This is a genomic window from Paenibacillus sp. FSL L8-0470, assembly GCF_038008625.1.
Taxonomy (GTDB): Bacteria; Bacillota; Bacilli; order Paenibacillales; family Paenibacillaceae; genus Paenibacillus_AQ.
Genome location: NZ_JBBOZM010000001.1, coordinates 173,765 through 194,592, shown reverse-complemented (window position 1 = coordinate 194,592; position 20,828 = coordinate 173,765). Strand labels below are relative to the sequence as shown.

At 45.9% G+C, this 20,828-nt stretch carries 19 protein-coding genes and 2 pseudogenes; 6 read left to right on the top strand and 15 right to left on the bottom strand.

Annotation, left to right across the window (positions count from 1 at the left end; all coding sequences use genetic code 11):
- Position 1: 1 nt before the first annotated feature.
- The 4 genes from NST99_RS01005 to NST99_RS00990 form a co-directional block, all read right to left on the bottom strand.
- On the bottom strand, positions 2–451 hold the full coding sequence (locus tag NST99_RS01005) for a DUF5085 family protein (protein WP_341089173.1): 450 nt from the start codon (positions 449–451) through the stop codon (positions 2–4).
- Positions 448–1,221 carry a hypothetical protein gene (locus NST99_RS01000; RefSeq protein WP_341089172.1) on the bottom strand — a complete coding sequence of 258 codons (774 nt, stop codon included), beginning with the start codon at positions 1,219–1,221 and terminating at the stop codon, positions 448–450. Before NST99_RS01000 ends, NST99_RS01005 begins: the two co-directional genes overlap by 4 nt.
- Before the next feature lie 9 nt (positions 1,222–1,230).
- A complete protein-coding gene (locus NST99_RS00995; RefSeq protein WP_341089171.1) occupies positions 1,231–2,328 on the bottom strand; it encodes a hypothetical protein in 1,098 nt (365 codons plus the stop codon).
- 108 nt (positions 2,329–2,436) lie between these two features.
- Positions 2,437–2,766 carry a hypothetical protein gene (locus tag NST99_RS00990; RefSeq protein WP_341089170.1) on the bottom strand — a complete coding sequence of 110 codons (330 nt, stop codon included), beginning with the start codon at positions 2,764–2,766 and terminating at the stop codon, positions 2,437–2,439.
- A gap of 369 nt (positions 2,767–3,135) precedes the next feature.
- Between NST99_RS00990 and NST99_RS00985 the strand changes: the two genes are divergently transcribed.
- Positions 3,136–5,517 (top strand): GH36-type glycosyl hydrolase domain-containing protein, encoded by a 2,382-nt coding sequence (locus tag NST99_RS00985; RefSeq protein WP_341089169.1) that lies wholly within the window; start codon positions 3,136–3,138, stop codon positions 5,515–5,517.
- Positions 5,518–5,632: 115 nt separating this feature from the next.
- Here the strand turns inward: NST99_RS00985 and NST99_RS00980 are convergent, their stop codons facing one another.
- Positions 5,633–6,604, bottom strand: coding sequence for an aldo/keto reductase (locus NST99_RS00980; protein ID WP_341089168.1), 972 nt, complete (start codon positions 6,602–6,604; stop codon positions 5,633–5,635).
- 28 nt (positions 6,605–6,632) lie between these two features.
- Positions 6,633–7,049, bottom strand: a complete 417-nt coding sequence (locus NST99_RS00975; protein WP_341089166.1) for a MerR family transcriptional regulator — start codon at positions 7,047–7,049, stop codon at positions 6,633–6,635.
- 284 nt (positions 7,050–7,333) lie between these two features.
- Here NST99_RS00975 and NST99_RS00970 point away from each other — a divergent pair, with 284 nt between their 5' ends.
- Both NST99_RS00970 and NST99_RS00965 read left to right on the top strand, forming a co-directional pair.
- Positions 7,334–8,350 carry a helix-turn-helix domain-containing protein gene (locus tag NST99_RS00970; protein ID WP_341089165.1) on the top strand — a complete coding sequence of 339 codons (1,017 nt, stop codon included), beginning with the start codon at positions 7,334–7,336 and terminating at the stop codon, positions 8,348–8,350.
- Between the two features lie 143 nt (positions 8,351–8,493).
- The gene (locus NST99_RS00965) at positions 8,494–9,288 is read left to right on the top strand and encodes an SDR family NAD(P)-dependent oxidoreductase (RefSeq protein ID WP_341089164.1); all 795 of its coding nucleotides are present in this window, start codon (positions 8,494–8,496) and stop codon (positions 9,286–9,288) included.
- Between the two features lie 78 nt (positions 9,289–9,366).
- Here the strand turns inward: NST99_RS00965 and NST99_RS00960 are convergent, their stop codons facing one another.
- The 3 genes and pseudogenes from NST99_RS00960 to NST99_RS00950 form a co-directional block, all read right to left on the bottom strand.
- On the bottom strand, positions 9,367–9,636 hold the full coding sequence (locus tag NST99_RS00960; RefSeq protein WP_038584714.1) for a DUF6809 family protein: 270 nt from the start codon (positions 9,634–9,636) through the stop codon (positions 9,367–9,369).
- Positions 9,637–10,081: 445 nt separating this feature from the next.
- Positions 10,082–10,338 (bottom strand): annotated as a pseudogene (locus NST99_RS00955) (Rpn family recombination-promoting nuclease/putative transposase); the annotation flags it as partial.
- Between the two features lie 88 nt (positions 10,339–10,426).
- Complete coding sequence (locus tag NST99_RS00950) at positions 10,427–10,663, bottom strand: hypothetical protein (RefSeq protein WP_341089162.1); 237 nt, start codon at positions 10,661–10,663, stop codon at positions 10,427–10,429.
- A 71-nt stretch (positions 10,664–10,734) separates the two neighbouring features.
- Here NST99_RS00950 and NST99_RS00945 point away from each other — a divergent pair.
- A pseudogene (locus NST99_RS00945) lies at positions 10,735–10,995 on the top strand (erythromycin esterase family protein); the annotation flags it as partial.
- On the opposite strand, the gene NST99_RS00940 reads toward NST99_RS00945, so the two are convergent.
- From NST99_RS00940 to NST99_RS00930, 3 genes are read right to left on the bottom strand one after another with little or no spacing between them, the layout of a single operon-like run.
- The gene (locus NST99_RS00940; protein WP_341089161.1) at positions 10,969–11,712 is read right to left on the bottom strand and encodes a MerR family transcriptional regulator; all 744 of its coding nucleotides are present in this window, start codon (positions 11,710–11,712) and stop codon (positions 10,969–10,971) included. The pseudogene NST99_RS00945 and the gene NST99_RS00940 sit on opposite strands and share 27 nt — an antisense overlap.
- A 9-nt stretch (positions 11,713–11,721) precedes the next feature.
- On the bottom strand, positions 11,722–12,456 hold the full coding sequence (locus NST99_RS00935) for an ABC transporter permease (RefSeq protein ID WP_341089160.1): 735 nt from the start codon (positions 12,454–12,456) through the stop codon (positions 11,722–11,724).
- A complete protein-coding gene (locus tag NST99_RS00930; protein ID WP_341089159.1) occupies positions 12,453–13,172 on the bottom strand; it encodes an ABC transporter ATP-binding protein in 720 nt (239 codons plus the stop codon). The genes NST99_RS00935 and NST99_RS00930 overlap by 4 nt, the downstream gene beginning before the upstream one ends.
- Before the next feature lie 107 nt (positions 13,173–13,279).
- On the opposite strand from NST99_RS00930, the gene NST99_RS00925 reads away from it, so the two are divergent.
- Positions 13,280–13,450, top strand: a complete 171-nt coding sequence (locus NST99_RS00925) for a hypothetical protein (protein ID WP_341089158.1) — start codon at positions 13,280–13,282, stop codon at positions 13,448–13,450.
- A 229-nt stretch (positions 13,451–13,679) separates the two neighbouring features.
- Here the strand turns inward: NST99_RS00925 and NST99_RS00920 are convergent, their stop codons facing one another.
- The 3 genes from NST99_RS00920 to pflB form a co-directional block, all read right to left on the bottom strand.
- On the bottom strand, positions 13,680–14,627 hold the full coding sequence (locus NST99_RS00920; protein WP_341089157.1) for a hypothetical protein: 948 nt from the start codon (positions 14,625–14,627) through the stop codon (positions 13,680–13,682).
- Between the two features lie 289 nt (positions 14,628–14,916).
- Positions 14,917–15,657, bottom strand: a complete 741-nt coding sequence (gene pflA, locus NST99_RS00915) for a pyruvate formate-lyase-activating protein (protein ID WP_341089156.1) — start codon at positions 15,655–15,657, stop codon at positions 14,917–14,919.
- A gap of 13 nt (positions 15,658–15,670) precedes the next feature.
- Complete coding sequence (gene pflB / locus NST99_RS00910; RefSeq protein WP_341089155.1) at positions 15,671–17,899, bottom strand: formate C-acetyltransferase; 2,229 nt, start codon at positions 17,897–17,899, stop codon at positions 15,671–15,673.
- Between the two features lie 260 nt (positions 17,900–18,159).
- Here pflB and adhE point away from each other — a divergent pair, with 260 nt between their 5' ends.
- Positions 18,160–20,784, top strand: a complete 2,625-nt coding sequence (adhE, locus tag NST99_RS00905) for a bifunctional acetaldehyde-CoA/alcohol dehydrogenase (protein ID WP_341097508.1) — start codon at positions 18,160–18,162, stop codon at positions 20,782–20,784.
- Positions 20,785–20,828 lie beyond the last annotated feature (44 nt).

The window sequence follows — 20,828 nt, the reverse complement described above, 5'->3', positions numbered from 1 at the left end:
ACTATCCCTCCTTAATGACCGGAGCAAAGATATCAATAATTCCATCTCCGTAGACGTCCAGATAGATATTGTAAAAGGGTTCCTCAAGCGTTAGCTGATAGGATTCGGCGCATGACCGCAGAACAGCGTAGGACTCTTCGATATCCTCGTCGAGATCAGCGTGTCTGAGGAGCAGCCCGTCTGTAAATTTCAAAGTTTCCGTAAAGTGATAATCCTCATTTTTCTCCATCTCTACAGGTGCATTAACAGGAATGTAGAAGGAATAGTCAGCCTCCCCTACGTCCAAATTCAGACCAGAAACTTGATAAATGATCGGACCTGTACCATATAAGCCGCTGCTTACAATGGAATTACGAAGCTCTTTGGCGAGCTGATGCCATTCCTCTATTTTGCAAGTTTTGGTACAACTGATGACGTTATGGAATATAATCGGAGTCCGCTTTATTTTCATGCCTTGTGTCCCCCCCGTGGCTTCTGCTGCTTCGATTTACGCTGGTTGGGTGGTTGGATATGAAAAGATTGGAACCGCCCTTTGCAGTATGCCAGCAGGATGAATTCAGGCAAGAACATTGCGGTGAGATACTGAATAAGTACACTAAGCACCAAGGCAATTACAGGCTCAGAGGATGTATAACTGCTGCTATCCGCGAACATCCTAGGCACAAATCCGGCAATAACGGCTCCGAGATAAATAACAGGGAAACTTATGTACGACTTGGACCCTCCAAAATTATATAATCCTTTTTCGCCTCTTCGTAAATGACCCTTTTTTACCCGATGTACTGCCCGCCAGGTCGAGAGGACCAGAAAAAGAATTCCGCCTAACAACATCAGCAGACCGAGTGATGTCATGAACGGCTCCGCTCCCCTGTCTTCACACATAAGAAAATAAACCAAATAGATCTCAAGTGAAAATTTCAGGGAAATGAAACATAGTATGTAGGCCTGAATTTTTTGATATTTGTAGGCCAATTTCTCATTATAAAATAAAAGCGCAGCCAGCAAATGGAATGCCCAGAGGACTATGTCTACAATTAAATAAATCATCCATTCCGAATCGGTGTTATCACCATAGAGAACCGCATTAAGCGAAACCGCGATCATTACAGCACTGAACACTAAGGTAGCTATAATAAATACAGATACACTATCAGGACGTAAGCGTTCACGCGCGGCTTCCTTTATTTTAGCGAAGTACTCCTCGTTATATTGCTTTAACATGTGAGCCTCCTACCAGATCAATTTGTTCAAGCCCTTTCCGATGTTTGATACAGCACCACTGATAGCGTCGCAAGTAGCATCAACGGCATCGTTAACCACATCTTTCGTATGATCGACTACACTTTTCGGCGGCGGACCTCCGAACTTGGCATTGAGGGCAAAGTTTATAGCTACACCTGTGGCGAGCCCCACTACAGTTCCCAAGGGTGGTACCACAAACGAGCCGATAACGGCACCAGTTGCTGCTGCACCCGCACCGGCGGCAACATCCACCGTGGTGTTCACAGCAAAAGTACCCGTGTTCTTCAAGTTAAAATCCCACTTCCCGCCGTCTCTGAAGGTCTCCACAAAGTTATCTCCTACCGCCAGAACCGTCCCGGCCGCACCTAGAAACTTCCCGCCCTTAGACAAGACCGTCGTGTTTTTCCAGTTAAAATCATCCCAGAGCGTCATCCCGTCTTTATAAGAAGATTTGAATACATCCTTCATATTTTGTAATCTGTTGCTTCTTCCATTGATGAATTGTTCTACAGGAGCCAGTCTATTAAAACGGTCCATATTGTCTTGGATAACTCCATGGCCGTCAACATACAGAGGTATTCCATCCCCGTTAATTAACCGGTTCACGTATCGCTTCTTGAAGGTTCCGCTTTCTCCGCCCAAGAGCCGGACCAACCCGTCTCTATACTCCATATAGTGTCTGCCCGTAACCATTTCCGCATTGACGAGCTGAATGAGAATCTTCCCGTCTTTTTTAACGGTTTTAAACTGCAAATCTTTATACCGGAGTAATGTATCTGAGTTCGTAATGCCAGAGAATACATCATTCACAGCATTGCGGAAGGCCAGCAGAAAGAAAGGATCGCCAGCCAATTGAGATTCATACTGGTCTATGGGGTTTGAGCTGAATGACAATCCCACTTTAACCAAATAATCTTCAATATCAAAATATTTTCCACTTTCATTCTCCACAAACTTCTTGAAATTCCCCAGCTTTTCCTGTAAATCCCCCAGCTCTTTACACAGGTTCCCTAACCGGCTGCCTACATCACTTCGCGACAGAACTCTATTGTCAATTTGACCAAGCAACCGGGAAAGTCTGCTCACTGCGTCAGATAAATCAGAGGTGTACTTAGAAAGATGGGTTGATGCAATTTGAATAAGATTCTCATCTAGGAAAATGGTATTCAATACAGTGTCCCCCCGGCACAGACTTTATTTAGTATGCGAACTATTCTTGAGCTGCTTCAATGCTGCCTCTCTAGCTGCGATTTCTGCTGCCTCCTTCGCATCTTCTTCTTGTCTTATCGTATTTGCCGTAGATATAATATCCGACTCAATCGCTCTAAGACTTGATGCGACCCTTCCAATACTCGTTTGAATCAGTTCCATGGCATGTGTCATATGTATAGTTTCATCTGCATCCCAGCTTTTTCTCAAACTTTCCTTGTACAACTCGAGATTTTCTTTGATTGCGCCCAGAGAAACTTCATGCTGACCGATCTCCCGGGCAATTCCACTCTCCCTTTGGACATCAATTTTCATAAAATCATCCTTTCGCAGGTTAGATTAACTCCCAACCCAAATAAACACTAAATGTGACCTATGTACAAGCTTCCGTGGACCTAATGCATATACAGAATACATAAAAACTTGGTTGATTCATTATATAACCACACAATAAACATACATTACCATCAAAAACGACATGTTAAACTAAATTTTGCGTATTACGAAAAAAAAGTCCTTCGGCACATCAATAACTAGTTTGATATTCTTTGTTGATTTTTCACAAATATGGGGTTATAGGTTGAATAAAACTATCTTATAATGAAATGGGGCCGGGAAACTTCACCCGTTTGTGAACGCGCGTTTATTGCCCTGCCCATCATCCACTTTATAGGAGGAATGGTTATGCAATACGGTCACTTTGACGAAAAAAACAAAGAGTATCTGATTACGAAACCGAATACGCCTGCCCCTTGGGCGAACTACCTGGGCTCGCCGGAATATGGCGCCATTATCTCAGGAAACGCAGGGGGCTACAGTTTTGTAAAATCTGGAGCCAACGGGCGGCATGTCCGCTACCATTTTAATTCAAAGGACGAGCCTGGACGCTACATTTACGTGAGGGATTTGGAAAACGGGGATTATTGGTCCGGTTCTTGGCAGCCCGTGGGTAAAGATCTGGATCAGTACAAGTCGGTATGCCATCATGGAACCGGATACACGAACATCGTCTCGGATTACGACAATATCCATACAGAATCATTGTATTATGTACCGCTGAACAAAACCTACGAGGTATGGCGCATGAAGGTCCGCAATGATGACTCCAAAGCGCGGAGGCTGGCTCTCTTCGGATTTGTTGAATTAACCAACAATAACAATTACGAGCAGGATACTGTCAACCTTCAGTACACGCTGTTTATCTCACGGACCTACTACAAAAACAATATGATCCTTCAATCCATCAATGAAAACGTTCCCGAGGATCAGAGCTGGAGATTCTTCGGTGCTGCAGGCGCAGAGGTAACCGCTTACGATGGCGACCGGGATACGTTCCTCGGCGATTACCGCAGCTACGGCAATCCGGCCTCCGTTGCAAACGGCCAATGTAGCAATTCATTAAACTACAACACCAACTCCTGCGGTGCTCTGCAGATCAACGTGGAGCTGCAGCCGGGAGAAGAGAAAGAAATTGCATTCCTTCTGGGACAATATGACGAGAAAGGCGCGTCCGAAATTCTTAGCCACTATAAAGATTTGTCTGTCGTGGACAAGGAACTCGAAGAACTGAAGGCATTCTGGCACAGCAAGCTTAACCGCTTCCAAGTCCAGACACCAAGCGATAATCTGAACAACATGATCAATACCTGGAACGCATATCAATGCTTCATCACTTTCATCTGGTCTCGTGCAGCCTCCTTCCAATACTCCGGTCTCCGTAACGGACTCGGCTATCGGGATACCGTACAGGATATTCAAGGTATCATTCATCTGGATCATGAGATGGCCCTAGAGCGTCTGAGACTGATGATTTCAGCCCAGGTATCCAACGGCGGTGGACTTCCACTGGTGAAGTTTGATCATAACCCTGGTCATGAAGGCACACCAGACGACCCGGAATACGTACGGGAAACCGGTCATCCCCACTATCGCGCCGATGACGCCTTGTGGATGTTCCCAACCGTCATTAAATACTTGAATGAAAGTGGCAACTGGGACTTTACAGATGAATTGATACCTTATTCGGATAAAGGCGAAGGCACGGTGTACGAGCATCTGCGCCAGGCCCTCCAATTTAGCCTGGATCGTATGGGTGCACATGGCATGCCGGTCGGGCTTCATGCGGACTGGAACGATTGTCTGCGTCTCGGAGCCAAAGGTGAGTCGCTATTCGTCGCCTTCCAGCTGTACATGGCCTTCAAAGTGTTCATGGAAATCGCGCACAACAAGAACAAACCGGACGACATAAAGTGGGCACAGGGCCTGCTTGATGAGCTCGACGGGAACATTCAGAAGCATGCTTGGGAGAACGATCAGTTCGTCCGCGGGTTCACCGAAGACAACTATACAATCGGCTCCTGGGAGAATGATGAAGCAAAAATCTGGCTGAATCCGCAAAGCTGGGCTGTATTAAGCGGCGCCGCCCGCCCGGATCAGGCAAAACTCGCGATGGACAAAGTGTACGACAATCTGCGGACCGATTACGGCACCATGTTATTCTACCCGCCGTTCCGGGAGTACGGTTTGCCAGTGGCTCTGATGGCGCTTTTCAACGCCTCCACCAAGGAAAACGCCGGTATCTTCAGCCAGCCGCAGGGATGGCTCATCTTAGCAGAGACCATGATCGGCAACGGTGAACGCGCGTTCGAATATTTCCTGAATTGCAGTCCGGCCAGCATGAACGACAAAGCTGAAATCCGCAAACTGGAGCCTTACGTGCATGGTCAATTCGTCGAGTCCAAAGACAGCCCGTATCAAGGCCGGGCCCATGTCCACTGGCTCACCGGCACAGCCTCGACTGTGATGGTCTCTCTGGTGGAGGGCATCATGGGGGTTCAGCCGCAGATGGATGGCCTTCGCATCAATCCGTGTGTTCCTTCCAGCTGGAATGACTTCTCCATGGTGCGGGAATTCCGCGGTAAGAAGCTGAACATTCAGGTAGAAAACAAGAACGGCGTCCAAAAAGGGGTTACCCATATCGTCATTAACGGCGAAGAAATTCAAGGCGACCTGATCCCAATCGCCAAAATGAAAGCCGAAAACAACGTGCGGGTCATTATGGGGTAAAGCCCTCCTTCCATTTGATCAGCCAGCTTAGCTCATCATATATACCAGCAGCAACCTCTATCCGCTTCGGACAGAGGTTGCTTTCTTTGGTCCCTAGTGAAATATGAGATGATTGTTAGCCATTCAGTTGCGACATCAGTTCTTTCATATAGCGGGTTCCATGGACTTCGTTTTTTGGGCTTACATTTTCAATCCGCGCTAAATCCTTAGGAGTCAGCTCAATAGTTGCGGAGTTTGCATTCTCCTCCAAATATTTGATTCGTTTCGTTCCCGGGATTGGCAGTGCGTGATTAGCGATCGTCCATGCGATAGCCAGTTGTGAAGGCGTGCAATTTTTCTCGATGGCGATTTCCTTGATTTTATCTACAATTTCTATATTCCTCTGGAAATTATCGCCTTGGAACCGGGGCATATATCTGCGCAGATCATTTGCATCCAAATCCTCGAATTTCCGAATTTCACCGGATATAAAACCTCTGCTTAACGGACTGTAAGCGATATGCGTAATGCCGAGTTCTCTGGCAGTGGGGAGAACGTCATCTTCAATGTCCCGGCTCCATAGAGAATATTCACTTTGCAATGCAGAAATGGGATGCACTGCATGCGCACGGCGAAGCGTAGAAGCAGATGCTTCAGACAGGCCGAGACTGCGTACCTTGCCTTCTTTAACCAAGTCAGCCATAGCGCCAACGGTTTCCTCGATGGGAATATTGGGGTCTACCCTGTGCTGGTAGTAGAGATCAATATAGTCTGTGCCTAACCGGCTGAGACTTTCTTCTACGGCCTTTTTTACGTAAGCGGGATGACCGTTCAGACTTTCATAGTTAGGGGTATATGCGAATTTGGTTGCAATAATTGCCTGATCCCGGCGGCCTTTGATAGCTTTCCCAAGAAGCTCCTCGTTGTGCCCATTTCCGTACACATCGGCGGTATCAAGCAGACTAACTCCGATTTCTAGCGAGCGGTGAATCGTCTTGGTGGACTCCTCATCATTGGTTTCTCCATACATGCCAGGAGACATGCCCATAATTCCCAGTCCAATCATAGAAACGACTATATCGCTGTTTCCTAGTATTCTTTGCTTCATAACTTGATACCTCTCCATCTATTCAATATTATTGTTTGCTGGCACTATCCATTTGGCTCAGCAGTTTACTTTCAGAAGGAAGTCTTCCTTTTTCTATCTCCTCGTAGATGACAAGCTTGTTGTCCACTGCCTCAAGTGCTTCAGCAAGCTCGTACTGACGCCGCTGCAAATCCTCTTTATATTCGCTCAGAATCGCTTTTCTCTGCGGAATGGTTGAATCGCCGTCTAAAGCAAGGCGGACCATATGCTTCAATGTAGATATCTTCATTCCTGTTGCCCGGAAGCAGGACATCAGTCTCATCCAATCCAGGTGTTCTTGCTCAAACTGACGGTTTCCATGCTCATCTCTTTGAATATAAGGGAGCAGCCCCTCCTTCTCGTAATAACGAATTTTATGTGCAGGGCAACCTAGCCGCTCCGAAGCCTCTTTTATAGAAAAAGACATGATGGTGACACTCCTTTCATGCTCGTATTTGGATGTAACAGACCGGGTCTTTTTCAGCTTAAGGGTTAATGTGTACATTAAGGCAACCCCCCAATTTATAGAGAACCGATAAAATTTTAATCCCATGAACCGGACATAATGACAGCAATACACAAGGAATCGGCAGAGTAGACTTTTGAACAGACTAGAGAGTATGCTTGGTGTTCATATGTTAGCATAAGGCTATTGCGTTTTTATTTTTTATTCAGCGGCACATCCGTGTAATCAGCAAAGGAGACCTGTATATGAAGTTACATACCACGAAATATATTAAATTTCCTTCTGGCTTTTGGTCCGGATTACAGCAGCTAGGGGTTGCTCCAAGGGATGTAGCTCGGCGAGCCGGGCTGCCGCTTACCGTAATTACTGAACCTAAAGTCACTGCCGCAGAGTATTTTGCGATCTGGCAGGCTTTTTCGGATCTCATAGGGGATATTGCCAAAGCGATCATTGGACTTGTATCTGTCTTTGAAACGGCACAATTCCCGCCTGACGTCTTGGCCACTTACCACGCCCGTGATTATCGGGATGCTCTTTGCCGTATGGCCAGGTATAAACAAATGTGTCCCCCTGAAAAGCTGCTTATCATGGAGGAGGGTGAGGAATGCACCATCGAGCTGGAGTGGCAGCATACGGAAGAGTCCGGTCCGGAGGTATTGGTCGGGATCACACTGGCGTATCTTCTGGAACTTGGGCGCCGGGGAACAGGCAAAGCGTTGAATGCACGAAGGGTAGAATTTTCACGTCCCATGGGCGATGTGCACACGCTGGAGGCTTATTTCGGCTGTCCAATCCAAATCGGTACCAGCCGGAACCGGCTCACACTGCGGCGCCAAGACTTGGACATTCCTTTTGCAACGTATAACGAAGAACTGCTAGAAATTTTGACACCTGTCTTAGACCGGACGCTGAATGAAAAGCAAAACACTACTTCTATTACTGAGACAGTAAAATGGATCATCAAGCGGAGCCTTATGGGAGGGCTTCTTGACATACAGTCTGTCGCAAAGGAGCTTAATATGAGCGATCGGACGCTGCAGCGCCGGCTAACTGAAGAAGCCACGAGCTTCAAGCATCTGTTAACGCAGGCCAGGCATGAGCAGGCAAGGACATATTTGGCTGACCCGTCACTGGATATTAAAGAAGTAGCTTGCCTAGTGGGATACGAGAACCAGAATTCGTTTTACCGCGCATTCCGTATATGGGAAGGCGAAACGCCCTCTCATTGGCGTTCGGAGAATGCAGGCTCTCACAATAAGTAAAATTTAAATAAATTGGCGCGTGATGCAAGAAGATTGGCGCTGTGAGCTAGTTACTGAGCCGCCCAAACAAGGTATTATAATCCCTATCGGAACGCAAGATTATTCTTGAGGTTCTATATAACTTCATTTAGGGGAAATGTATCATGGATATGGGATTACACAATAAAACAGCTTTAGTTACAGGTTCAACGAAGGGTATCGGTAAAGCCATTGCTATTGAACTGGCCAAAGAAGGCGTGAATGTACTGATTAATGGAAGAAACTACGAAGAGGTAGAACAAACGGTAAACCAAATTCGTTCGAAATTTCCGGCTACTTCTCCTCAAAATGCCACTGCAGATATTGTGGATGTTACGCAGAGAGAAGCCTTGTTTGAAAAATATCCTCATGTCGACATTTTGGTTAACAATATGGGCATATATGAAATCATGAGTTACGATGACGTAACCGATGAAATATGGGATAAATACTTCCGTACGAATGTGCTTGCTGCAAACGGATTATGTAAATTTTATCTGCCTAAAATGCTGGAAAACAATTATGGACGCATGATTTTTATCGCGAGCGAAGAAGCCGTAATGCCTTCAGGTCAAATGCCGCAATACTGCATGACCAAATCAATGCTGCTCTCACTTTCAAAAAGCTTATCAAAATTAACCATAGGAACGGAAGTGACCGTCAATACGATAATGCCTGGACCAACACTTTCTGAAAATGTGCATCAGATCATTGAGGGAGTCTACGCCGAGGACAATATAACGTTTCCCGAAAAAGAGAAAAAATTTATGGCCGCAAACCTGCCTCAGTCTGAGATTCAACGATTTATCAGACCGGCCGAAATCGGAAGACTAGCAGCCTTTATATGCAGCCCTTATGCTTCAGCATTTAAAGGTTCTCCAATCCGTATGGACGGAGGAATGGTGCCAACGATTTATTAAAGGATCACTGTGTTACAACGGGCAGCTGATCGATCTGATTGGTGCGGAAATCCCTAAAGAACAGGGCTTTCGCCATTCTTAATCATCGACTAGAATTTCAATCATCATCGCCGCTCCGGTCTTGAGTCCGCACACAAACGCAGCCGTCATATCCATCCCCTGCACTTGCGAATACAACTCCAATAAAGACTCCAGCTCCTCAAAATCTCCTTCGGACAGCTTGCTTTTCCAAGTTTCTATAGACTCGATGATTTGTTTGTTTAACGGGCGATAATTAGAATCTTTGGGAATAACGTGCTCGTTAGGGAACAAACTACCGTGGTATAGGGATTCGAGAATGCTTGGCATGGGGGCCTCCTCTATAAGATTCAGGATTTAAAAATGATATAAACCAGCGTAGCATATTTGCAGAATATATGTGGTACGCCTAGGCGTAAGGTTGAATTGAAAAAAAACATTTAAGGTGTCTTCACTGTATACGGAAAGGGGAATCGAATCCCTGTTCCAGGAGAACGGTAGATAGATTTTTACGAGTGTAGTCACAGTTTTGATATCATCCGATTATCACCCCGAAACCGGCTATACGTTAAGTCAGCCTGATTATCAGCTTCTGCTGACCCCAGGGGTCGAGAACTGACAGCCTGTCTCGCTACTTGTTAGTTCCTATCCCTGTCACATGGACGATGCAGGATAGAATCACGCACCTAGATAGGTTATTAAGCAACGAAAGTTACACCACAGAATTTCTTCAATAAGAAAGGAGCATCCGCTCAATTGGATGCTCCCTAATTATTTACTTCCCCAAGCTATTAATTTCCTGTTCCGTTAATCCAGTGGCTTTTATAATGGTCGCTATGTCCAGATTCAAGTTCAGCATATTCTTTGCTACCTTCTTTATACCTGCCATTTGTGCACTTTCGAGCATAGATGCCTCATCATGCAAATACTTCTGTCTGGCCTCATACAATCGTCTGGCGTCTGAATCCTGACTCAAATATTGAAGGGTATCCATGCCTTCTCCAAACCCGGATCATTCATCTTCAGTACCTCTCTCCCAGGTGAAAAGGCTTGTTATATTGTATTTTCCAAGTGAAAAAGTAGCTGCACTTAATTTATAGCTAATCTGACTTCATGCTATTTAGTTATCCTTAAAATCCATGTTTTTTATTATTAATATAGCAGAAAATAAAATCAATAAAAAAAATCCAACTAATGACAATAGGTCAGTAATTGAAACTAACAACACACCAAATATATTTTCACCATAACCACTTTTAAACATACCAAGTTTTGCGTAACTAAGTAGTGGATGATTTAATAAAGTAAGTACAAGACCACCCAAAATGCAATAAACTAATTTCACATTTTTCTCCATTAAAATTATCCCCCTTCAACTCATTACTACAGTAATTACACGAAGAACATACCATAATTTACCTTTAACTGTCGATGGTGATTCCGGCTGACTATCCAAGCATGGTGAAGCCGCATGATCAGTATCTAGCCGAGCACGCTGTGTGGGCTCAAGAAAAATTGGGCGGAAAAACGATGGTTTGGGGGCACAATATTCACATAGCTAAAGGTGTTATCACTGAGAAGATGTATCCTAAAGTCGCCGGGGAGTTTCTGAAAGAACGTGTAGGTAATCAATATGTAGCAATTGGCTCCACCACTACAATGTCATATCTCTACGTTCAGTTTTGCCCTTAGTATCCATATAAGCTCCTTTGCAGACTCAATGGCTTGTTCCAATGAATAGACTAAGCGATCTGTCACTGAAATAATGTCTTCATGATCTTCTGGTGTGTCGAGCACTTTCTTAATATTAAGATTAGTCCACCTCATGTTCTCTGCTTGATTCATCAACCGAAGGATTGCACTTATTGAATAATGTGCCGTCCTTAAGGTCCGAATAATTTTCAATCGTTTTATTTCATTTTCTGTATATGCCCGGGAGCCATTGGAAAGTCTATGGACTGTTATTAATCCATTGCGTTCCCAATTTCGAATCACTTCAGTTGAGAGATCCAGAACCCGGGCAGTCTCTTTGCGTGTATACGTTTGAGTAGATGTAGATTTGATTCCACATATCCACTGCTCCGAAAGTTCAATAGCTTCTAGCGCCCGGTTATATTCTTTTTCTAGATGGGACAAATAGTCTTGTGCATATTCTAGTGCTTGAGTAAAATCTGCTTTACCGCTAGCTTCAACTATGGCTCTAGCCTTTGCCCGAATGCGCCCTTGAACAATTTCACAACGAAAAGCGATTCTAGCTATTTTTAGTTGAAATAAATGCAAGTCGGAATAAATGCGGTAGCCATTCACACCTCTCGGAACAGCAGAGATATATCCCCATTCTTCATAAATCCGTACAGTGTTGGGATGTACCCCGACAATTGCTGCAATTTCTTTGGTTTGGTACATCCCTCAACCCTACTTCCACTTAAAAAATTTGAATGACCCAACCAAGCTGATCACAGTAACAATGCCTAAAATCAAAAACGGCACTGTCATCCCCTCGGTTTCTCTACCTGTACTTACCAGCTTTAATAAATGAATCCCATGTGACAAGGGTAATATATCCATTATCCATTGAACGAAGCGTGGCATCACTTCATATGGAATGGTCGCACCTGAGAACAATAACATCGTAAAGTACGCAATAGAACTCCACATATTAGCTGCTTTTTGATCAGGTACGACACTGCCAATTAAAGTGCCAATACTGTACATGGCTAAAATAACAAAGGCATATACGCTCAAAAATATAAACCAGGAACCTACTATTTGATAATCAAAAAATAAATAATATACGAGAGTAACACCCATAAATGAAACAAGGGCAGAGGAAAGCTGAATGATACCTTGGGCGAATAAAATCTGTAAAGGTGATACCGGTGTCACTTGGAACCGCTTCAGAATACCCCGATGCCGATAATCAGCAATGGTTAATGGTAGCCCCATTACGCCCGTTGCAAGCACACCAATAGTGGTAACGGCTGCGTAAGATAATTCAAAATTAGATGAACCTGCCGATGCATCTTTACTAAGCACGTAACCAAACAAAGCCGCTAAAATGACCGGAAAGCATATACCGAAAATTAAAATATCAATGCCTTTCCATACCAGCTTACCTTCTATTTTTAAGAGCGTAAACATTGTACTCATCCCCAGTATTCCTCCTCACCGGCCAAAAATAAATATGCGTCTTCGAGCGTTGTTTTCCCGCTAACGACTAACGCTTCCTGAATGGTCCCATGAAAAACGGTTTGACTCTCCCGCAGAATTAATATCTCATCACATAACGCTTCAACCTCATCCATGTAATGTGATGTTAATACAATCGCCAGACCATTTTCCTTCATTGTTGCGAGCTGCTTCCACAGCATACGACGTGCCTTTGTATCAAGCCCTGTTGTCAGTTCATCCAAAAACACAAGTTTCGGTTCTGGAATTAGGGCAAGGAGTACGGCCAGTCGCTGTCGCTCCCCACCAGAAAGTAATTTAACTAGTTGCTGTTCCTTATCTGCCAACCCAAAGGTTTGTAGTAAAGCAGGTAAGTCAGCTGTTGTTTTATAGAGTGATCGCCATTGTTCACATGCGTCGGAAACGGTTAGTTTATCTTGGAAATTGGTTTCTTGAAACTGCACACCAACTTGTTCAAATATCTCCTTTCGATCGCGTATTGGTGACTTACCAATGATAACAAGCTCATCATAAGTGCTCTTTTCAATACCAAGCACTGCAGCAATGGTTGAAGATTTCCCCGCCCCGTTCGCACCTAGTAATCCAAATGCTTGCCCCGACTTTACTTCAAAGCTAATGTGATCGACAGCCTTTTTCTGACCGTATGTAACGGTTAAATTCCCAACCTTTAATACCATGTTCTAACCTCCCTAAATAAATCTTAGGACGTCAGTATAACAAATGATCTATAGGGTGGTGTCTTACTGGAGGGTTTGAAACCAAGCAACTTGCTAAGATAGCTATCGTGAAATTGATTTTCTTAACTTATCTGGTAGCTCCGTACCACATCCTAGAAGCATCCAACAAAGTCGTTGGCATCATTGATTTTGGTGTTTCCGGCACCGGCGATCCAGCTCATGATGTTGGCGATGGGCACTCATCGGTTATGAAAGCAAAGATGTTTCTTGGCATTTAAAGGTCAGAACCATCCCTTTCGCGGTTAACCATAAATATGAACTCCAGGTATTAGCTAAGTTTATTCAAACACATTGTTGTCCCTGACGAAATTATAAGAAAAAACACAAAAAAGCGACCATTATAGGTCGCTTTGCTTTTCTGATACTCCATATGGAGCCGACGGGATTCCGAGCCCCTGTCCGAAGATAACGCTTCTACGAGTGTAGTTAAAATCTCTTAACTAGTTGTTATTCTTTAAGACCTGTCAGACGGATTTCATTTAGCTCCTCCGCGGTTAATAATCCGGATTTATACAAATTCATATACTCTTGAGAAACGCTTTGATTAAAAATTAACAAATCATCAGTATTAATCGTCACCGGGATTCCAAAATTATAAAGCTTGCGAATTGGATGGCTGCCGTAATTCTCCACCACACTAAGCATAATATTGCTTGTTGGACAGACATTCAATTGAATATTGTGATCGGACAACCACCTCATAATCTGAGGTGAGCGGGCTGCCGCGATCCCATGATGAACCTCTTGGAGCCCCAACTCTTCAACGGCCTCCCTTACATCATCAGCAGTTCCGAATTCCCCCACATGAGCTTTTAAAACTAGACCCCCAGATTTTGCGGCTCTGTAGATGGACTTAAAGTATGCAATAGGCTGAGCAAATTCATCACCGCAGATATCTATAGACCGGAACCACCGGAAAGCCAATATTTCATCGATCCGTCCGTAAATTTCATCGATATTGCAGGCCCGATCTAAGGCTAGTTCCGGTAGAAACCGTGTTTTGGGAGCAAAAACGCGATGAAGATCGTCAATTATTTGCGAAAATAGTTCCATTCCTCCCAAAGTATCAATCTCGTCTATTCCGAAGCTTAATATCAATCTCTCTATGTGATCTTCAGCCGCCTGAACAAAGGAAGCTTCGATACGTTTCAAATAGCCTTGTATACTGGGACAATGGCATTTTACATGTTCAACAAACCAGCTTTGCATTCCAAGCAATGATTGAAAGGGTTCTGAAGGCGGTTGAATTCTAACGTTAGCCCATACGCCAATATATTGAATCGTCCCTCCACGTCCGGCGTGGTTATGCAAATCACTTTTCGGAATGGCTTGTAAATTCGTTAGTGATTCATTCATCAAGCTATCCATAAAAGGTTGTTTTAGATCAGCTGACAACCTTAACAACTCCTTCAATATATTGGAATGATATATAGTCAATATTCCCACACCATAAAATCACTGTCAATGCATTTTGCCGGTCGAGCGATATTAATCGGGGTATACTCATGATGAGTCCGCACCCCGCGTTGCCAAGGCTCTGCAACCACCACATACCCTTGAATAACTCCCGAAAACATGAAAAAAGACACCCATTAAGGTGTCTTCTACTTTACTCCATATGGAGCCGAGGCGTGGACTCAGTAAGATCCGCCGCCCAATATACGAAGATGACAGAGAAGCAGTGCTAATGTGCACCTAATATCTCCCTCGCCATTCGAATGATCTCCTCATCGGGTGGCTTGATATGGACAAGAGGGTATTTCAAACCAAGCTGTTCGTACTTGTACTTTCCCATTTCGTGATAAGGCAGGACCTCAACCCGCTCTACATTGCGCAAGGTTTTAATAAAGTCGGCCAGGTTCCGAAGATCCGATTCATCATCAGTCAGTCCGGGAACTAGGACATGTCTGATCCAGACGGGGATATTAGTTTCTGAGAGAAAACGGGCAAAGTCGAGAATATGATCGTTGGGCTTACCGGTTAGGTCGAGATGCTTTTGCGGGTCGATCTGCTTCAGGTCAAGCAGAACGAGGTCGGTATGCTGCATCAACATCTGCAGCGTCTCAAAGAAATGGCCGCGACGGCTAAAGCAACCGCCTGAAGAATCGATTGCAGTGTGAATACCGAGTTCTCGTTTTAAAGCCCGGAAAAGAGTAAGAAGAAAATCAGCCTGCAATAGAGGCTCTCCGCCACTAACCGTTACTCCGCCCCCGGAAAACTGCAGGAAGGGGAGATATCCGCGAATTTCCTCAACTAATTCCTGAACCGTTACCAGTTGGCTTTTCCCAATCGTCCAGGTATCGGGGTTGTGGCAATATTGGCAGCGCAGTAAGCATCCCTGCATAAAAACAACGAACCGGATCCCCGGGCCATCTACCATACCGGATGTTTCAATGGAATGAATGCGGCCTTCGTGCTGCTCCATAGCGCGTTCCCCGTCAGATTTTTTCGTGAAAGGTTCTGTTGATGACATCAAGCTGCTGCTCTCTCGTCAGTTTGATGAAATTAACCGCATAGCCTGACACTCGTATCGTGAGCTGCGGATACTCCTCTGGATGCTCCATCGCATCAAGCAAGGTTTTGGTGTCAAACACATTTATATTAAGATGATGGCCATCCTTCGCTGTATACCCGTCAAGCAGCGCGGTCAGATTACGGACCCTATCCTCTTCGTTCTTCCCAAGAGCGCCAGGAATAATCGAGAACGTATTCGATATGCCATCCAAAGCGTACTCATAAGGAAGTTTCGCTACAGAGGCCAATGAAGCAATCGCACCTTTTCGGTCCCTGCCGTGCATCGGGTTCGCTCCCGGGGCGAATGGCTCGCCCTTTTTTCTCCCATCCGGGGTGTTCCCGGTCAACTTACCATATACCACATTGGATGTGATGGTCAGCACCGACATCGTGGTCCTAGCCTGTCTGTAGGTGGATTGTTTCTTAAGCTTGCGGTAGAACCGTTTGACGAGATCTACCGCAATCTCATCCGCGCGGTTATCGTTATTTCCGTAAGCAGGATATTCTCCTTCAATTATATAGTCGACAGCAAGACCGTTCTCATCCCGGACTGGCCGAACATCTGCATATTTAATGGCACTGAGCGAGTCGGTTACGACCGAAAGACCCGCAATCCCGGTTGCCATGGTCCGCATCGTTTCCTGATCATGAAGCGCCATCTCGATACGTTCATAACAATATTTATCATGCATGTAGTGAATTACATTCAAGGTGTTGATATAGAGTTCCGCAAGCCATTCCATCACATGGTCGAAAGCGGGCATCACTTCGTCAAAGTCCAGCTTGTCCGACAGAATCGGCCGCAATGGCGGGGTTATCTGCACCTTCATCTGCTCATCCATCCCGCCGTTAATCGCATACAGCAGAGCTTTTGCCAGATTCGCCCGAGCGCCGAAATACTGCATCTGCTTGCCGATCCGCATTGCGGACACACAGCAGGCAATCCCGTAATCATCGCCAAAATAAGTCCGCATTAAATCATCATTCTCATATTGAAGAGAGCTGGTCTGAATCGTCATGCGTGCACAATATTCCTTGAACTTCTGAGGGAGCCGATGGGACCAGAGTACGGTCAAATTCGGCTCCGGCGATGGACCAAGCGTCTCAAGCGTGTGCAAGAACCGGTAAGTATTCTTGGTGACTAACGGACGACCATCCAGGCCGATGCCTCCGAGGGACTCGGTGACCCATGTCGGATCGCCGCTGAACAGCGCGTTATATTCCGGTGTCCTTGCGAACTTTACCATACGTAACTTCATGACAAAATGATCGACGAGCTCCTGCGCCCCTTGCTCCGTCAGCCTCTGCTCCTTCAGGTCACGCGCTATATAGATGTCCAGAAAGGTGGAGGTGCGGCCAAGACTCATTGCAGCCCCGTTCTGCTCCTTGATCGCGGCAAGATACCCGAAGTACAGCCATTGAAAAGCTTCCTGCGCGGTCTCCGCCGGCTTGGTAATATCGAATCCGTAGCTGGCCGCCATCTGCTTCAGTTCCGTAAGGGCACGCAGCTGCTCCGCGATTTCTTCGCGTGCCCGAATTACATCTTCAGTCATCGTGCGTTCGTCGAAGAAGGAGAGCTCCTCTTTTTTGCTTTTGGCTAGAAAATCCGTGCCATATAAGGCAACTCGCCGGTAATCGCCGATAATCCGTCCCCGGCCATACGCATCCGGGAGCCCTGTAATAATGCCGGCTTTTCTGGCTAGACTCATGGCAGGTGAATAGCCGTCAAATACGCCTTGATTATGAGTTTTCCGGTAAGTGGAGAATATATGCTCGATTTCCGGATCCAGCTCATAACCGTAAGATTCACAAGCATTCTTAGCCATTCGGATCCCGCCGTAAGGCTGAAGGGCCCGCTTTAATGGCTTCTCCGTTTGAATACCCACGATGACCTCAAGCTCCTTATTCAAATAGCCGGGGCCATGGGAAATAATACTGGAAACCACTTCAGTATCCATATCCAGAACTCCGCCTTGATCACGTTCTTGCTTCGCGAGCTCCATGAACTCTTCCCAGAGCTGTTGCGTGGCTTCCGTGGAACCAGCCAGAAAAGACGCATCTCCTTCATAAGGCTCGTAGTTGAGCTGAATAAACTGGCGGACATCAATCTCTTCCTGCCAGCTTCCTGATTTAAAGTCTTCCCATGCCTGCATCGTGACATTTCCTCCTTTATTACTTTGCCATGGGTTTATGGGCTGTGCTTAGTATGATCCGCCTTGACTAATATAAAGGAGGTATATCAATGGATACTATGGAGGATATCGCCACTTTTACACAAGACCTAAACAGTAGAGACTGGAAACGGGGATAATAACACGAAATGCAGGTAAAACTGTGTTTGTTGAAAAGGCTTGTTTTGATTTTGCAACCTGAATATAAGCAGCACGAGTAGATGCCAGGGAGGGAAAAAATGATGGCTGTACAAAGCCAGGCAGAAAATAACGAAAGCATCACCGATAAAAAACTTACCGCCCAGGAAGAGGTCAACCGTCTGGTTGCACGTGCCCGGGCTTCGCAAGAAGCGTACCTTTCCATGAATCAGGAACAGATTGACCGCATTGTACAAGCAATGGCACTCGCCGGACTGGACAAGCATATGCTGCTTGCCAAGATGGCCGTGGAAGAGACCGGACGCGGCGTGTACGAAGATAAAATCACTAAGAACCTTTTTGCCTCAGAGTATATTTATAACAGTATCAAACATAACAAAACCGTCGGAATTATTGAGGAAAATCTTTATGAGAATTATCAGCGGGTAGCGGAACCTGTTGGCATTATCGCAGGCGTAACACCTGTTACGAATCCGACCTCTACAACGATCTTTAAAACACTGATTGCCACGAAGACGCGAAATCCCATTATTTTTGCTTTTCATCCTTCCGCGCAGAAATGCAGCAGCGAATCGGCAAAAACGCTGCTGGATGCAGCAGTAGCAGAAGGAGCGCCGCCACACTGTGTACAGTGGATCGAGCATCCGTCGCTGGAAGCGACGCAGCTGCTCATGAACCATCCGGATGTAGCTCTGGTCCTGGCCACAGGCGGCTCCGCCATGGTAAAGGCCGCCTATAGCACAGGCAAACCGGCACTTGGCGTCGGACCCGGAAATGTACCTTGCTTTATTGAAAAAACAGCCGATCTCAGACAAGCGGTCACCGATCTTATTCTTTCCAAAACATTCGATAACGGGATGATCTGTGCTTCCGAGCAAGCCCTCATCATTGAGGAACCGGTGTATGATCAGGTTCGCCAAATGATGATAGACAACGGGTGCTACTTTTTAGATAAAACGGAAACAGAGGCAGTCTCGAGTCTCGTTATCACCGGGGAGAAATGTTCAGTTAATGGCGCTATTGTCGGTCAGCCTGCTTACAAAATTGCCGAGATGGCCGGTCTTCAGCTTCCTGAGCATACGAAAATTCTTGTTGCCGAATTGGAGGGCGTAGGAACGGACTTCCCGCTGTCTGCTGAGAAGCTGAGCCCGGTTCTGGCATGCTATAAAGTAACCTCTGCCGAACAAGGCATTGACCGTGCAGCGGAAATCGTCGCATTTGGCGGTTTGGGACACTCTTCTGTCGTTCACTCTAAGGACAATAAAGTGATTGAGGCCTTCGCGGAACGGTTACAGACTGGACGTGTGATTGTCAATTCTCCTTCAACACAAGGGGCTATCGGCGATATTTACAACACCAATTTACCGTCACTTACCTTAGGCTGCGGATCCTACGGCAAAAACTCAACCACCTCCAATGTAACTGCAGTTAACCTGATCAATATCAAACGTGTCGCCTACCGGAGGGTGAATATGCAGTGGTTCAAAATTCCGCCCAAGATCTATTTTGAAAAAGGGTCCACGCAGTATCTCGAGAAAATGCCTAACATCTCCAAGGTGCTTATTGTTACTGACGCCATGATGGTTAAGCTCGGATATGTGGAAAAAATCGAATATTACTTGCGAAAACGTACCGAGCCAGTTTCTGTTGAGATCTTTGCGGATGTCGAGCCTGATCCGTCCGTAGAGACGGTTGAACGCGGAACCCGCATGATGGAGAGCTTCCAGCCGGACTGCATCATTGCACTGGGGGGCGGCTCACCCATGGACGCGGCGAAGGCGATGTGGTTATTTTACGAATACCCGGATACCAGCTTCCATTCGATCAAACAGAAGTTCCTGGATATCCGTAAACGGGTCTACAAATATCCGCGATTAGGCATCAAAGCCCAATTTGTCGCGATCCCAACAACCTCAGGAACAGGCTCGGAAGTAACTTCATTTGCGGTAATCACTGATAAAAAAGAAGGACATACGAAATATCCGCTTGCGGATTATGAACTGACGCCGGATGTGGCGATCATTGATCCGGAGCTTGTTTATTCCCTGCCAAAAGCGGCGGTCGCAGACACCGGGATGGACGTGCTGACGCATGCTATTGAAGCCTACGTTTCCGTCATGGCCAGTGACTATACCGATGGACTTGCGCTGCATGCCATAAGGCTCGTATTCCAGTACCTGGAGAAATCATTCCATACGGCGGACCCGGTTGCCCGTGAGAAAATGCATAATGCCTCAACAATCGCAGGGATGGCTTTCGCCAATGCCTTCCTCGGCATCAACCACAGCTTGGCGCATAAATGGGGCGGTGAATACCATACGGCGCACGGGCGTACGAACGCAATTCTGATGCCGCATGTTATCCGTTATAATGCCACGAAGCCGTCAAAATTTGCATCGTTCCCGAAATATAACTATTTCATCGCCGATGAACGTTATGCAGAAATCGCCAGAATGCTGGGAATGGAAGCACGCACCACTGAAGAGGGAGTTAACAGCTTGATTATGGCTATCCGCAAGCTGAACCAATCGCTTGGCATTCCCGAGAAATTCCAGGATCTTGGCTTCGCTCCGTCCGATTTCGAATCAAAGGTCGATTATTTGGCCGACCGCGCCTTCGAGGACCAGTGCACCACAGCCAATCCCCGCATGCCGCTAGTCAAAGAGCTTGCAGACATTTACCGGAATGCGTTCTACGGCAGATTTTAATACATTTGTTAAATAAGCCTCTCCTTAGAATGGTTGCACGAGAC

Coding starts and splice junctions, on each gene's coding strand:
- NST99_RS01005 (WP_341089173.1), bottom strand. CDS start 451: ATGAAAATAAAGCGGACTCCGATTATATTCCATAACGTCATCAGTTGT.
- NST99_RS01000 (WP_341089172.1), bottom strand. CDS start 1,221: ATGTTAAAGCAATATAACGAGGAGTACTTCGCTAAAATAAAGGAAGCC.
- NST99_RS00990 (WP_341089170.1), bottom strand. CDS start 2,766: ATGAAAATTGATGTCCAAAGGGAGAGTGGAATTGCCCGGGAGATCGGT.
- NST99_RS00985 (WP_341089169.1), top strand. CDS start 3,136: ATGCAATACGGTCACTTTGACGAAAAAAACAAAGAGTATCTGATTACG.
- NST99_RS00980 (WP_341089168.1), bottom strand. CDS start 6,604: ATGAAGCAAAGAATACTAGGAAACAGCGATATAGTCGTTTCTATGATT.
- NST99_RS00975 (WP_341089166.1), bottom strand. CDS start 7,049: ATGTCTTTTTCTATAAAAGAGGCTTCGGAGCGGCTAGGTTGCCCTGCA.
- NST99_RS00970 (WP_341089165.1), top strand. CDS start 7,334: ATGAAGTTACATACCACGAAATATATTAAATTTCCTTCTGGCTTTTGG.
- NST99_RS00965 (WP_341089164.1), top strand. CDS start 8,494: ATGGATATGGGATTACACAATAAAACAGCTTTAGTTACAGGTTCAACG.
- NST99_RS00960 (WP_038584714.1), bottom strand. CDS start 9,636: ATGCCAAGCATTCTCGAATCCCTATACCACGGTAGTTTGTTCCCTAAC.
- NST99_RS00950 (WP_341089162.1), bottom strand. CDS start 10,663: ATGGAGAAAAATGTGAAATTAGTTTATTGCATTTTGGGTGGTCTTGTA.
- NST99_RS00940 (WP_341089161.1), bottom strand. CDS start 11,712: ATGTACCAAACCAAAGAAATTGCAGCAATTGTCGGGGTACATCCCAAC.
- NST99_RS00935 (WP_341089160.1), bottom strand. CDS start 12,456: ATGAGTACAATGTTTACGCTCTTAAAAATAGAAGGTAAGCTGGTATGG.
- NST99_RS00930 (WP_341089159.1), bottom strand. CDS start 13,172: ATGGTATTAAAGGTTGGGAATTTAACCGTTACATACGGTCAGAAAAAG.
- pflA (WP_341089156.1), bottom strand. CDS start 15,657: ATGGAGCAGCACGAAGGCCGCATTCATTCCATTGAAACATCCGGTATG.
- pflB (WP_341089155.1), bottom strand. CDS start 17,899: ATGCAGGCATGGGAAGACTTTAAATCAGGAAGCTGGCAGGAAGAGATT.
- adhE (WP_341097508.1), top strand. CDS start 18,160: ATGGCTGTACAAAGCCAGGCAGAAAATAACGAAAGCATCACCGATAAA.